Genomic DNA, 14265 nt, shown 5'->3' on the forward strand with positions numbered 1-14265 from the left:
GTCAGATGCGGATAAATCTGCGGATTGAGAAAAGACTGCCAACCGTGCACAGCACGATGCCGGCCAGCAGGATGGCGCCCGTGAGTTCCGGGGGGAAGAAGGCGAAATCAAAGAGTTTTAAGAAGCCTGGGCCGCTGAAGCGGCTGGCAATCCATTGATAGAGGATGTACAGCGCGGCAAGTCCCAGGCTTGAGCCCAGAAACCCCTGCAACATGCCTTCGAGCAGAAGCGGCAGACGGATATAGGCGCTGGTGGCGCCAAGCAGTCTGAGAATCTCCAGCTCGCCCTGTCTGGAAAGCACGGTGAGGCGGAGGGTGTAGGAAACGATAAAGGTCATGCTGATAATGAGCAGGCCACCGCTTAACAGCACCACGACCCGGAGCAGATTGGTGAAGTAGCCGAAGCGCCGGAGCCAGTCGCTGCCGGACTGGACTTTGGCCGCGTGGGGCAGGGTCAGGAGGAAGTCGGAAAACTGGCTGATCTTGGTGAGATCGTTGAGGTTTTTCAGGGGATACACTTCGATGGAGGGCGGGAGAAAGTCGGGGCCCAGATCGTTTAAAACATCCTTTTCCTTGCCCAGTTGGGCGCTGAGCCGGTTAAAGGCCTCGGCCCGGGAGACAAAAACGATCTTCTCCACCGGCCCGAACTCGCGGATCTTTTTTTCAAGCCCTGGGCGCATCTGCTCGGTAACCTCCTGGTCCAGATAGACAATGAGGCGGACATCGTCGCCAAGCCGGGCGCTGGCCCTGAGCATGTTGGTGTAGATGAGAAAGAAAAAGGCAAAGATCAGCACGGAAAGGGTCACGGTCAGCAGGGTCATGACCTGTGTCCCCCAGGTTTGCCTGAGATTTTTTCCGGTTTGGCGTAAGATATAGGCCAGAAACTGCATCGTCTGGTGCTCCTTGAAATGGAAAGCGGTTTCGCCCGTAAAGCTTGGGGCTCAGCGGCGGCTACGCTTCAAAAAGTTCGATCTGTCGCGGCGACCGGTTGGGATGGGCGGAAAGCTGCCCGTTGCTCAGCGTCATGACCCGGTGCTCTGTTTCCGCGTAAATCGACGGGTCATGGGTGGCAACCACGATGGTCGAACCATTATTTTCGTTGAGGTGCCGGAAGAGATTGATGACCAGCTCTGTCGCTGCCGGGTCAAGATTGCCGGTCGGCTCATCGGCCAGCAGCAGGCTTGGTCCATTGGCGGCGGCCCGTGCCAGGGCCACCCGTTGCTGTTCTCCGCGGGAGAGGTCGCCGGCAAGCTTGTCCCGCTTGTCGGAGAGGTTGAGCAGGGCCAGCAGTTCCTCGACCCTCGTCCGAATGGTCTTGGTGCTTGCGTAAGTCACTTCCATGGCCATGGCAATGTTCTGGAGTACGGTCTGTTTGTCCAGCAGCCGGAAATCCTGGTAGGCAACGCCGATTTTTTGACGCATGCGCTGGACCCCGGCCGTACTGATCTTGGCAAGGTCGCGCCCGGCCACCTCAATGAGGCCGCGGGTGGGCGTTTCCAGGCGGCAGATCAGTTTGATCAGGGTCGTTTTCCCCGCCCCGCTCATGCCGGTGAGAAAAAGGATTTCGCCCTTGTAAATCCGCAGGGAAACGTCTTCTACGGCGACAACATCGGGCGGATAGATCTTGGTGACGTTCACCAGCTCAACCAGGGGTTTGTCCGTGCTTGCGTCTCTCGGCATGTGAAAACCTTTTTCAGTCGGACGGAGGGGATGCCCTCCGGATGGCAGCCAGGCCACAGTATACATAACATTCCAATAATTATTGATAAAATATAGCATGTGAAAAAAAATTGACACTTTTTTTGTGAATAATGTATACAAAAGAACATAAGCTGTGAAATTTATTAAAAGAAAACAAGAAATTCATGATGGTGGTATGACGCACAATCCCCTGCTCCTTCTGCTTCTTGATTCTTCCGGTCGTTCTTCCGAGCTGGTCAAAGCTCTGCAGAAAAAAGACCTGGCCCTGGCTATGGTCCGTTCCGAGGCGGAAGCCCGGCGCTGGCTCGAAGAAAACCAGTGTCAGGCGATCCTCCTGGCGGTGTCCTCACTTCAGCCCCATGCTTCTTTTCTCAGTGATCTTCAGGATGTTGCCTCCCCGGCGACGGTTATCGTGGCGGCCAGCGACCCGTCGGTCAATGATGCGGTTGTCGCCTTGCAGGCCGGGGCCATGGATTATCTTGAGGCGCCGGTGAGCGAAAGCCGCCTTGACGCCGCTCTGGACAAGGCCGGGGTGAGCCGCCGAATCTCTTCGCCTGCCCAGGCCCCCCCGACAAAGAGCGGAAAAGGGTGCTCCGCCATCATCGGCAACAGCAGCGCCATGCGGCAGGTCTTTTCCCTGATCAAAAAAGTCTGCGATGCCGAAACCACCGTCTTGGTCCGGGGCGAATCCGGCACCGGCAAAGAGCTTATCGCCCAAGCCCTCCATTATGAAGGGGTGCGCGGCACCGGTCCTTTCGTGCCGGTGAATTGCGGGGCCATTCCCGGGGAGCTCCTGGAAAGCGAACTGTTCGGCCATGAGAAGGGCGCCTTTACCCACGCGATCCGGACCCGGCTCGGCCGTTTTGAGCTGGCCAATGGGGGCACGGTCTTTCTGGATGAGATCTCTGAAATGAGTCCCATGCTCCAGGTGAAGCTGTTGCGTGTTCTTCAGGAAAAAGAGTTTGAGCGGATCGGCGGCACCAAAACCATCAGCTCGGATTTTCGGGTGGTTGCCGCGACCAACAGGGATCTGGAGCAGGAGGTCCAGGCCGGGCGTTTCCGGGAAGATCTCTATTACCGCCTCAATGTTATCCCCATCGAGGCGCCGCCCCTGCGGGAGCGACTCCAGGATATTCCTCTGCTGGTCGAACATTTTGTGGCCAGGTTCAACCGGCTCCGGAAGAAAAAAATCAAAGGGGTGGCGGAGGAGGTCATGGCCAGGTTCGCGCACTATGCCTGGCCCGGTAATGTGCGGGAGCTGGAAAACATGCTGGAACGCATGGTGATTCTCGCGGGCGGTGATGTGCTTTCCATGGCTGATCTGCCGGAGCGCTTGCTGGAGGCCGGAACCGTGCCGGTCGAACGGTTTGAGGAGCTTCCCGGACAGGGTTTTTTCCTCAATGAGGTGCTGGCTGATTTTGAAAAGCGTTTGATCCTGCAAGCCCTTGAGCAGACGGACTGGGTCAAAAACAGGGCCGCTAAACTTTTGAATGTGAACCGGACCACCCTCATTGAGAAGATGAAACGATTCAAGTTGGTTTCGTCTTCTGCCGAGGCGTAGAACAAGGGTGCGCCTTTTCTCTCTGGTGGTGTGGCCTGATACGTGGCAACACGGCTTGCTCCCGACTCCCGTGAAAGAAATCATGAAAAATATCCATTTACCCCATTCTCTTCATCCCTTGCCGCTCGTTATCTTTTTGGGCCTTGCCCTTCTCATGGGAGGGCTCCAGCCGCAGCAGAGCTGGGCCAAAGATGTTGTGCCCCCCCCCGGGCAAGCGGTGCCAGTGGAGACCCCGGCGGAGGTCTGGCAGGAGGCGGTGGAGGCGGAGAAGGCTGGGGATCTGGAAAAGGCCGCCTCCGCGTATCAGCGATACTATGAAAAATTCCGCGAGGCGGAGCAGGCGGAAGAGGCGCTCTGGCAGGCAGCCCAAAACATAAAGCAGCAGGCAATGAAGAGTGCCACCCCCGAATGGGGCAAGGTCCGTGACATCTTCCGGAGGTATGGCGCTGACTTCCCAAAGGCAAAACGAGCGGCTGAGGCGTATTACGAGGTTGGGTACGCCCATTACCGCATGCGTTTTTATCGGGAAGCACTCATCTATTTCAAACTCTTTCTGGAGCGTTATCCCGATTCCCCTCTGCGGGATCGGGCGCGGCTCGCGAAGGCGGACACCCTTTTTGCCCTGGGCAGGGTGGCCGAAGCGCTGGACATCTACAAAAATGTTGCCGAATCCGGCGGTGAGGATATCAAAGCCAAGGCCCTGATGGGTTTGGGGGAGATCATGGCTGCCAGCAAGGATCCTGTCGGAGCCTTGAAAGTTTTTGCCACGCTTTTTGAAAAATATCCAGACTATCACTACCGGGACCCCGAGTTGTTGCGCAAGCTTGGCTTTGTCTATCTGCGGGTGGGCAGGGAGGAGGACGCCCGGAACTCCCTGTTCCATTACCTGAATCTGGCCGAGAAACCTGCCGACCAGGGAGAGATTCTTTTCGAGTTGGGCGAGAGCTACCTGCGGGGAGGGGATGGGCGCACGGCCCTGAAGCTCTATGAGCGTGTTCTTGAAGACGGTACCCGCGAGGACAGGATTGCGGTTATGGCCCGGTTCCGGCGGGCTGAGTACATGGATAATCCGGAGCGGAGAACAATCAAGGGACAACCGGCCCCGGATCTGACCGACCCGGAGGGAGACAAGCCTTTTCTGGCCGTGATCGAGGCGTACCCCGGTGACCCTATTACCCAGGATGCCCGGCGCGCATTGTTTCTCCGCTATCAAGCCCGCAATAACGCCGCGGCTGCCGCTGATATCGGCGGCAGCTATCTGCACCATGATAAACCTGGGCTCGCTGCCGGGAAAAAGGAAAATTTTTCCGGCAAGATTCTGCTTTACCTCGGGGAAGGGTTTCTGGCGCGGAAAGAATACGAGAAGCTCTACCAATTGTATGTTGCCGAATACCGTCAGGTCAGTACCCTGGACAACGGCCGCTTTCTCTATCTGGTCGGGCAGGCGCTTGAGGCGTTGTCCCTGCTTGATCAAGCCTCCGCCGTCTATTTTCGAGCCCAGGGGCTGCCCCTGTCCGAGGAAGACAAGGCTGATCTCTACAGTCGGAGGGCCGAGGTGTATCTTCTCCAGAAAAATTTGGGCGCCGCCAACCGGCTGCTCTGCTATGCCCGGGATATCTATAAAGACAGCGAATATCTTGGCGAATTCCATTATCTCACCGGCAAGCTCAACGAGGCCCAAGGAAAAAAGAATGAGGCTCTTGCCTGGTATGTCCAGGCAACGGCAGCGGCCCCGGTGCCGCCCAAAATAAAGGTTTACGTGGAAGCGCGTCTGCGGATGCTGGCCACCCTTGGCCTGTATTCCGAGGGGCTGGAGGTTCTTTCCCGGTCCCGGCAGAAGCAATGGCTGGGGCCGGAAGCCTTACAGGGCTGGTACAAAGAGTTTGGCGATGGGTTGGCCGGGCAGAGTGCCCAGTCGGCCATTGATGCTTATTTGGCCGGCGTTGACGGGGATATGCCCAAGGACAGCAAGGCGGCCCAGCAGATCCACCTCCAGTTGGGCGATTTATTCCGCAAGGGTGGGGAGATGGAAAAAGGGCGCGGGCATCTCCAGAAGGCGCAGGCCGGGCCGGACGAACTGCTCAAGAAAAAGGCGAAAACCATCCTGAACCAGATCGAAATCGATCTGGGCAGAAAATCGCGAAAGGCCTCCCGGTGAAAGCGAAGAGCAAGATATATTGTCCAGGCCGGATCAGCTGATGGCGCAAGCGACCTTTGATACCCCGGAGCATCTGGGGGAATTCTTTTTTGCCATGATTGAAAGTCTGCCAGGCGGGATTTTGCTTGCGGACCGGCAGGGGAATTTGTTGGCGGCAAACCAAAAGGCTGCTCAGCTTCTCGGCCTGGCCGGAAGCTCTCTTCAGAACAAAACCTGCTGGGGGCTGCTCTCCCAAAAATTCGGTCTGACGCATGAGCTTGCGGCCTTAAGTCTTTCCGGGGGGCGCCTGCTCTGCGAGGCACCGCCTTCGAACGGCGGGGCGGAAAAGCGCTGTCTTCTCATCAGCCGCAACGATTTGCAAAGCCCATTTCTGCATGTGGCCGGGTTTTTTCTTTCCTTGGAGGATGTCACCTTCCCGGCTCTGCTGGAAATGCATCTCGACCGGAGTAAGCGTTTTGCCGCCATGCAGGAGATGGCCGAGGCCATGAGCCAGGAATTGAAGAATCCCCTGGGCAGCCTTGAGCTGTATGCCTCGATTCTCAAGCGGGAGTTGGCGGGAGACCCAGACAATGAACGGGTCGCGGCCCGGATGCTGGGGGCAGTGCGAACCATGCATCATCTGTTGGATAATTTTGTGACCTTTTCCGGGGTCTTGCTCCCGCAGATGCAGGAACTGGACATGGTTGCAGTGCTCAAGAAAAGCATGGAAACTCTCCGTGAAATGGCCGGAGAGCATGGTATACTCATGGAAAGCCGGATTGAGGCGGAGCAGGCATATCTCCTCGGGGATCAGGCCCTGCTGGGGCAGCTTTTACTCAACCTAGGCCTGAATGCCATTGAAAGTATGCCGGTGGGCGGGACGTTTTCCTTAAGCTTGCGGACGCTGCCGCCGGACAGGGAGCATGGCGCTTTGGTGGAAATCAGGGTGCAGGATCGGGGCGCGGGGATTGCCCCGGAAAATCTGCAGAAAATTTTTGATCCTTTTTTCTCGACCAAGGGTAGGAATCGCGGGTTGGGGCTGGCCATCAGCCATGCCATTGCCGAGGCGCATCACGGATTGATCGAGGTAGAGAGCGAACCGGGCCGGGGCGCCACCTTCAGGGTGCTGCTGCCATCAGAGTCCGTCGTGGGAACAGGAACCAGTCGGGAAAGAGATGCCAGAGCCGATGTCTGAACAGACCCATAAAATACTGATTGTGGACGACGAGCAGAACATGCGCGTTGCCCTTTTTGAGGCGCTGAGCCGCAACGGGCACGAAGTCGCGGTCGCGGAAAATGGCGGAATGGCTCTGGAGATGATCGCCAGGCAGCCGCCGGAGTTGGTGATTACCGATATAAAGATGCCGGGCATGGATGGCCTTGAGCTTTTGCGGCAGGTAAAGGCGCTGCGCCCCGAGCTGCCGGTGGTGATCATGACCGGTTTCGCCACGGTGGATACGGCGGTGGAGGCCATGAAGCAGGGGGCCTTTGATTATCTCTTGAAGCCGTTTCCGGTGGAGGTCATCGAAGAGACGGTGGCCAGGGTTTTTGCCCCTGGCGCGCAGGCTGCCGCAACCGACCGAGCGGCCGGGGGTGCAGAAAGCCGGGGAAGCGATCGCCCTTGAAAAACCGATCATCGGTCAGAACCCCAAGCTGTTGCAGCTCATGGCCCGGGCCAGAAGCGTGGCCTCCAGCAAGGCCACCGTGCTCATCCTCGGTGAATCCGGCACAGGCAAGGAGGTCTTTGCCCGCTTTATCCATCTGGAGAGCGGGCGGAAAAACGGGCCGTTCGTGGCCCTGAACTGCGCCGCCTTGCCGGAGGGATTGCTGGAAAGCGAACTTTTCGGCCATGAGAAGGGGGCTTTCACCGGGGCCATTGTCACCAAGAAAGGGAAATTCGAGCTGGCTGACGGCGGTACCCTGCTGCTGGATGAGATCGGGGAGCTGCCCTTGCATCTCCAAGCCAAGCTCCTGCGGGTGCTCCAGGAGGAAGAGGTGGACCGGCTGGGGGGCAGAGCCCCTTTCAAGATCGATGTGCATGTGCTGGCCACCACCAACCGCGACCTGGAGCAGGCGGTGAAGGAAGGCACTTTCCGGCAGGATCTCTACTACCGCTTAAACGTCATCCCCCTGAAGCTGCCCCCCCTGCGCGAACGTCGCGAGGATGTCGGGATGCTGGTTGATTTTTTCGTGCGCAAGTATGCGGCTCAATATGGCAAGCCGGTGAAAAAGCCTTCCGCCGCCGTCTGGGCCAGGTTTGCCGACTATGACTGGCCAGGCAATGTGCGGGAGATGGAGAACCTGATTGAACGGGCCATGCTCCTTTCCCAGGGCCATGAGCTGGAACTGTGGGATTTCTGGGATGATGTCGAGCCGCCGGCCAGGATCGAACCGGCGGAGGCTGCTGCTCTGGTTTCCGGTCATTCCGCCGTGGCGGCGGCCAATACTTCCGCGGCCATGGAAATCGGAACCCAGACCTTGCGCGAGGTGGAGCGTCAAATGATCTTACAGGCCTTGCAGGCAAACGACAATAATCGGACACATGCGGCCGAGATTCTAGGGATCAGCGTCCGTACTCTGCGTAATAAACTGCATGAATACCGTTCTCAAGGCATGATCGAATAAAGTCCCCTCCTGTGCTCGGTAACGGCAGCTCCTGTGAGACACTCCTCTCTTTTTTTTGTTCTTTTATTCCAGTAAGTTGTGCTTCTCCGCCCCTCCGCGCCATGGCGCTTTTGCTTCTCCGGTCTTACTCTTCTGAAGATTCCTTCCGCTGTGAAAAAACAGTTATTTCCCTCGCTGCTGTGTTTCTAAGGAGAAAATATTTATAGTCGGCATCCTTTTTGCAAGAGAATCAGGCAGGTTGGTTTGGTTCAAAAAAGGAGAAGAATATGCCCATAAATAAATTGTTCGACGGCAATGTTGAAACCATGCGCCAGGCACTCAGCCTGCGCCAGGAGCGACAGGGACTGATCCAGTCCAATGTCGCAAACTATGAAACCCCGGGCTATACGGGGCAGGATTTTAATTTTGCCAAGGTCATGCAGAGTGTGATGAGCGGCCAGGGGGAGTTGGCCAGAACCAATAAGGGACACATGCAGCTTGATGCCATGGAAGCCAGCAAAACCAGGGAGTTTGCCAGCGAGAAAAAACCGGTGGACCTGGATCAGGAGATGGTGAGGATGGCGGAAAACCAGTTGATGTTTCAGGTGCTCGCCAAGACCATCGGGAAAAAATTTGATTCACTGCGCTATGCCATTGACGAGGGGGGCAAATAACAAATGGATACTTTAACCGCCATGCAGATCAGCGGCTCCGCCCTCAAGGCGGAGAGGGCCCGGCTCAACATCGCGGCCATGAACCTGGCCAATGCCAACACCACCCGGACCATGGAAGGCGGGCCGTACAAGGCCAAATCCGTGGTCTTCGCGGCCAAGCCGTTGGAAGGGGTGAATTTCCAGGACACGCTCAACTCCACCACCGAGCGGCTCCGCAAGGTCGAGGTGGTGCAGATCAGCGAAGACAAGGCGCCGTTCAAGGAAGTCTACGATCCATCGCACCCGGACGCCGATGCCAACGGGGTGGTTCGTTTTCCCAATGTTAACGTGGCCGAGCAGATGGTGGATATGATGAGCGCTCGGCGTTCCTATGAAGCCAACGTCACGGCCCTGGATGCTGTCAAAAATATGGCGCTCAAGGCCCTGGAGATCGGCAGATAGTTGCTGGTTGAAAATGGTGTGGGCTTATTTGTCAAGCAAACCCTGTGTAACTGGAGGTATATAGATGAAAGAGATTAGCATGCAGCCGGTCAGCCTGCCCGGGGCATCCCCGCTGAAGTCCCCAGGAGCGCCAGGCGTTGCGGGTACGGGGTTTTCCGAGATTCTTAGCCGCTCGGTTGCCGAGGTGAACGGCCAGACTCAGGAGGCTGATCAGCTGGTGCAGGGGCTTGCCGCCGGCGAACACGCCAATATTCATGAAACCATGATCGCCATGGAAAAAGCTGGTATCTCCTTTCGGATGATGACCCGGGTGCAGCAGAAGGTTATTGACGCATACCGTGAGATCATGAGGATGCAGATCTAATTAGGACGTTGAAAAACTCTTAGGGAAAGGAACAGAGCATGGCTACCCCAAAAGAAATTCTTGAGCAGATCGCTTCCATCGCCAAGGGCCTGAGCATGACCCAGAAAATACTCGGGGCCGTGGTGATCGCCGTGGTGGTTGGCGGCCTCTTGAGCCTGACCACCACCAGCAAGGAAACCTCCTACAAGGTTCTTTTTTCCGGACTGAACCAGGAAGATGCCGGCGAGGTTTTGACCAAACTCAAGGATCAGCGTATTCCCTACAAGTTGTCGGATGATGGCGGGGCCATCCTGGTTCCGGCTTCGCAGGTGTATGAGGTCCGGTTGACCCTGGCAGGCGAGGGATTGCCCAGGGGCGGCGGCGTTGGTTTTGAGATCTTCAACCAGACGAGCTTTGGGCAGACCGATTTTGTCCAGCGTTTGAACTATCAGCGGGCCTTGCAGGGAGAGTTGGCAAGAACCATCCGTAATTTCCAGCAGGTCATCGAAGCCAGGGTCCATATCGCCACCCCCAAGGAGTCGGTGTTCATCGAGGATGAAAAACCCCCCACCGCTTCGATCAGTGTCAAGCTGCGCGGCCGGGAAAAACTCAGCCAGCATGAGATTCAGAGCATTGTCAATCTGGTGGCCAGCGCGGTTCCAGGGCTTACCACGGAAAATATCACCCTGGTCGATACCAGCGGCCGTTTGCTCTACCGAAAACAGGGAGAGGGCGAGGGGGTACTCACCGGCAACCAGCTGGAGTACCAGATCAAGATTGAAGACACCCTGCGGCAGAAGGTGGAAACCATGCTGGAGGAGGTGGTTGGCGTCAACCGGGCCAGGGCGCGGGTCACCGCGGAAGTGGATTTCAACAAGGTTGAGCGGACCGAGGAGAGTTTCGATCCCGAGGCCCAGGTGGTACGCAGCGAGCAGATGCTCACGGAAAATGATCAGCGGGGGGGCGCCAATCCTGAAGGGATCCCCGGGGTCAAGGGCGAGCTTGCCACCTTTGCCGAGGAGGGCGGGGCAGGAGCGAGCGCTGCCGGGTACAATCGCAACAATGTCACCCGTAATTACGAGATCAGCAAGCAGACCAAGCACACCCAGGATAAGGGCGGGGCTGTCAAAAGATTGTCCATCGCCGTTATGGTTGATGGCTCCTACGAAAAGAGCGTTGACAAGGATGGAAAGACGAGTCTAAAATACCAGGCGCGCAGCCCTGAAGAAATGCGGAATTTAGACAAGTTGGTTAAAAATGCCATTGGCTATAGCGAGGAGCGGGGCGATCAGGTGGAAGTGGCGAGCCTGCCTTTTGCCCTCTCTGCCGTTCCCGAACCGGAGGTGGATGCCATGGAAAAATGGCGGGCAATGATGGAATGGCTGGCCATGCCCTTGGTCTATCTGTTGGTTGCGGTTCTTGTGCTCCTCTTCGTCATCAAGCCGTTTCTGAAAATTCTTGCAACTAAGCAGTTGGAGACCCGCACCGGCGGCGGCATGTCCAGACCTGGCGGGAATGTTCCCGCAGTCGGCGGATTTGCGGCCGAGGAAGAAGATCTTACCCTTGCCCCGCGCGGGATCAGCGATCAGGAACGAATCTACCGGCTGGCCCAGAGCGATCCTGACCGGGCCGCGGATCTAGTGCGTCGCTGGTTACGTGAAGAGGTCTAATCCATGAGTAAAGGTAGAAAAGAGGGCGGTGAAGCCCTCACCGGGCCGGAGAAAGCGGCGGTCTTTCTGCTCACCGTGGGCGAGGAGTTTGCCTCCCAGGTTTTCCAGCGGCTCGATCCCGAGGATATCAAACAGGTTGGCCGACAGATGGCGAGGATCGACAAGGTCGATAAAGAAGACCTGACTGCCCTGGTCAATGAGTTCAAGGCCGATACCGGTGATACCGACATCTTCCTTTCCGGTAACGAAATGCTGGAAGGCGCATTGAAGCGGGCGCTTTCCAGCGACAAGGCCAGCGAGATTCTGGAAGAAATCCGTTCCGACTGGAAGCTGACCCTTTTTCAGAAGGCGCGCAAGCTCGAACCCAAGGTGCTGGTCAACTTCCTGCGCAACGAACATCCCCAAACCGTGGCCCTGGTTCTTTCTGTTTTGGAGCCGGTTCAGTCGGCCCAGATCCTCATGGAGTTCAATGAGGATGTTCAGGTGGAAGTTATGATGCGTATGGCGGAACTCGACAAGGTAAGCCCTGAGATTCTTGTGGATGTGGACCGAGTGTTGCAAGACGAGTTGCTTTCCGTGGAAGGCATGGAGGGCCAGCGTCTCGGCGGGGTGGAGGCCGTGGCCGAAATCCTGAATAATGCTGATCGGGGTCTGGAGGCGTCTATTCTCGAAGGGATTGAAGAACAGCGGGAAAATCTGGCCGATGAAATCCGTCGACTCATGTTTGTTTTTGAAGATCTCATGGGCGTGGACGATCGTGGGGTTCAGTCTATCCTCAAGGAGGTCAGCACCGATGATCTGAAATTGGCACTCAAGCTCGCCTCTGAGGAGCTCAAGGGAAAGATCTTCAGTTGTATGTCTTCACGGGCCGTGGAAATGCTCAAGGAAGACATGGAAATTATGGGGCCGACCCGGGTGAAGGATGTCGAGGCCGCTCAGCAGTCCATAATCAAGATCGCCAAACGGTTGGAGCAGGAAGGCAAGATCCAGCTCATGAGCGGCGGTGGCGGCGAGGACGAATTTGTCTAAGGTTATCAAGCGACAGCAGGATGGTGCGGTGCCGACGCAGACCGGGCCAAGCCTGGAAACGGAAGATTTCCTCTCCTTTGAGGATTTCTGGCAGACCAAGCCTGGCAGCGCTGACGCCAAACGGCTTGCAAAGCATAGGTCTCCGCAGGAGATTGCCATGGAGGAGGCGGCTGAGATGATTCGCCAGGCCGGGGATCAGGCGGAAAAACTCCGGGAGGAAGCCTATGCCGATGGTCTGGCCAAGGGCGAGGCCGCAGGCAAGGCGGCAGGGCTGGCCTAGTATGAGCAGCAGCTGGAAGAGTTTGCCGCGCTGTTTGCCGCCCTGGATGGGGAGCGGGAAGCGCTTCTGCGGCAGCATGAAGAGAGTATCCTCGAGCTGATCACCACCATGGTGGACCGGCTGGTGTACCACGAGGTTTCCGTGAATCCCCTGGTTATCCAGGCCTGTCTTAAAAAAGCCATGGAATTTGTGGTGGAAAACTCCACGGTGCAGATCCATCTGCATGGCGATGATTTTGGCCGACTAAAAAAAGCGAGCCTGGAGAATTCCCGCCTGATCGAGGGCAAGAACCGGATCCAGCTTGTGGAGGACCCCAACATTGCCGTGGGCGGCTGTTTCCTGAAAACAGATTTCGGCGAGATCGACGCCACCCTGGAAAACTGCAAGGCAAGGCTGTATGGTGCGGTTGAGCAGGCCTTTCTCGCGGCCATGGCCGCGAATACCACTGAAAGCTGAGAGCTATAAGCGGTCAGCTTTTTGCAAGGATGATGATGCCATGAATCTTTCCCACTGTCTCCAGGTTGCCCAGGATACCTCGCTGGTGAGCGTGGGCGGCCGGGTGAACCAGGTCATCGGCATGGTTCTGGAGAGCCTGGGGCCTGGTATTCCGGTGGGCAGCATCTGCGAGGTTTCGGTTTTCAAGAATCAGAGCACGGTGCTGGCCGAGGTGGTGGGCTTTCGGGAAGGCAGGGTTCTGCTCATGCCTTTAGGCGAGATGCGCGGGGTTGAACCGGGCAGCGCCATTCGGCTGGTGGGCGGGCAGGCCGGGGTGCCGGTGGCCGAATCTCTGCTGGGCCGGGTTATTGACGGCCTGGGCAATCCCATGGACGGTAAGGGGCCTCTGCACGCCGAGATGCAGTATCCCCTCTATGCCACGCCCTTAAATCCCATGGAGCGGGAGCGCATCTTCGAGCCGGTGGACGTGGGGGTGCGGGCGATCAATGGCCTGTTGACCCTGGGCAAGGGCCAGCGCATCGGGATTCTTGCCGGCTCCGGCGTGGGGAAGTCCACCTTGTTGGGCATGATCGCCAGGCATACGGCCGCCGACATCAGCGTTATCGCCCTGATCGGTGAGCGTGGCCGGGAGTTGAAGGATTTTATCGAGCGGGATCTCGGCCCCGAGGGGCTGGCCCGTTCCGTGGTAGTGGTGGCCACCTCGGATCAACCGCCCCTGGTGCGGATGCGCGGGGCCTATCTTGCCACGGCTATCTCCGAGTTTTTTAGGGATAAAGGCCGCGATGTGATCCTGATGATGGATTCCGTCACCCGTTTTGCCATGTCCAGCCGGGAGGTTGGCCTGGCCATCGGCGAACCGCCCACCTCCCGCGGTTATACCCCCTCGGTCTTCGGGCAGCTCCCCAAATTGTTGGAGCGGGCTGGAACCTGCATGGGCAAGGGGAGCATCACCGGCATCTACACGGTGCTGGTGGAGGGCGACGACATGAACGAGCCCATCGCCGACGCGGTGCGCTCCATCGTGGATGGTCATATTATCCTGAGTCGTGATTTGGCGAGTCAGGGGCATTACCCTTCCATCGAGGTCATGGGCAGCATCAGCCGGTGTATGACCGATGTTGTGCCTAGGGATCAGGTGCGCGTCGCCCATAAATTTTTGGAAGTCATGGCCACTTACCGCCGCTCGGAAGACCTGATCAATATCGGCGCCTATGCCAAGGGCAGCAATCCGAAAATCGACAACGCCATTGCCATGATCGACCGGTTGAACGGCTATCTCAAGCAGCAGGTGGACGAGAAGGTTTCCTTTGCCGAAAGCGCCCAACAGCTGGCGGCGATTTTTGCTGATGATAAGGCGGTTTAGGGCCAAA

At 57.4% G+C, this 14265-nt stretch carries 13 protein-coding genes and 1 pseudogene; 12 read left to right on the top strand and 2 right to left on the bottom strand.

The genetic code is table 11. The features are described 5' to 3' along the window. Position 1: 1 nt before the first annotated feature. A complete protein-coding gene (locus ACZ46D_RS03285; RefSeq protein ID WP_464928611.1) occupies positions 2-889 on the bottom strand; it encodes a cell division protein FtsX in 888 nt (295 codons plus the stop codon). A 61-nt stretch (positions 890-950) separates the two neighbouring features. Beyond that, a complete protein-coding gene (locus tag ACZ46D_RS03290; protein WP_464928612.1) occupies positions 951-1679 on the bottom strand; it encodes a cell division ATP-binding protein FtsE in 729 nt (242 codons plus the stop codon). A gap of 196 nt (positions 1680-1875) precedes the next feature. Between ACZ46D_RS03290 and ACZ46D_RS03295 the strand changes: the two genes are divergently transcribed. From ACZ46D_RS03295 to ACZ46D_RS03350, 12 genes and pseudogenes are all read left to right on the top strand, one after another. After that, on the top strand, positions 1876-3261 hold the full coding sequence (locus tag ACZ46D_RS03295) for a sigma 54-interacting transcriptional regulator (protein ID WP_464928613.1): 1386 nt from the start codon (positions 1876-1878) through the stop codon (positions 3259-3261). Between the two features lie 82 nt (positions 3262-3343). Then, the gene (locus tag ACZ46D_RS03300) at positions 3344-5419 is read left to right on the top strand and encodes a tetratricopeptide repeat protein (RefSeq protein WP_464928614.1); all 2076 of its coding nucleotides are present in this window, start codon (positions 3344-3346) and stop codon (positions 5417-5419) included. Between the two features lie 40 nt (positions 5420-5459). After that, the gene (locus tag ACZ46D_RS03305) at positions 5460-6593 is read left to right on the top strand and encodes a two-component system sensor histidine kinase NtrB (RefSeq protein ID WP_464928615.1); all 1134 of its coding nucleotides are present in this window, start codon (positions 5460-5462) and stop codon (positions 6591-6593) included. Further along, positions 6586-8023, top strand: a pseudogene (locus ACZ46D_RS03310) (sigma-54-dependent transcriptional regulator). Before ACZ46D_RS03305 ends, ACZ46D_RS03310 begins: the two are co-directional and overlap by 8 nt. A gap of 266 nt (positions 8024-8289) precedes the next feature. After that, complete coding sequence (gene flgB, locus ACZ46D_RS03315) at positions 8290-8676, top strand: flagellar basal body rod protein FlgB (protein ID WP_464928616.1); 387 nt, start codon at positions 8290-8292, stop codon at positions 8674-8676. Between the two features lie 3 nt (positions 8677-8679). Continuing rightward, entirely contained in the window at positions 8680-9117 is a 438-nt protein-coding gene (flgC, locus tag ACZ46D_RS03320; protein WP_464928617.1) for a flagellar basal body rod protein FlgC, read from the top strand. Positions 9118-9181: 64 nt separating this feature from the next. After that, positions 9182-9481: a flagellar hook-basal body complex protein FliE gene (gene fliE / locus ACZ46D_RS03325; protein WP_464928618.1), complete on the top strand. Its 300-nt coding sequence runs from the start codon at positions 9182-9184 to the stop codon at positions 9479-9481. 38 nt (positions 9482-9519) lie between these two features. Then, complete coding sequence (gene fliF / locus ACZ46D_RS03330) at positions 9520-11130, top strand: flagellar basal-body MS-ring/collar protein FliF (RefSeq protein WP_464928619.1); 1611 nt, start codon at positions 9520-9522, stop codon at positions 11128-11130. Between the two features lie 3 nt (positions 11131-11133). Beyond that, positions 11134-12159, top strand: coding sequence for a flagellar motor switch protein FliG (gene fliG, locus ACZ46D_RS03335; protein ID WP_464928620.1), 1026 nt, complete (start codon positions 11134-11136; stop codon positions 12157-12159). Then, entirely contained in the window at positions 12152-12439 is a 288-nt protein-coding gene (locus ACZ46D_RS03340) for a hypothetical protein (protein WP_464928621.1), read from the top strand. The genes fliG and ACZ46D_RS03340 overlap by 8 nt, the downstream gene beginning before the upstream one ends. A gap of 12 nt (positions 12440-12451) precedes the next feature. Next, positions 12452-12895, top strand: coding sequence for a FliH/SctL family protein (locus ACZ46D_RS03345; protein ID WP_464929246.1), 444 nt, complete (start codon positions 12452-12454; stop codon positions 12893-12895). A 40-nt stretch (positions 12896-12935) separates the two neighbouring features. Then, complete coding sequence (locus tag ACZ46D_RS03350; RefSeq protein ID WP_464928622.1) at positions 12936-14258, top strand: FliI/YscN family ATPase; 1323 nt, start codon at positions 12936-12938, stop codon at positions 14256-14258. Positions 14259-14265 lie beyond the last annotated feature (7 nt).

The sequence above is a fragment of the Thiovibrio sp. Mzg5 genome, assembly GCF_055379285.1.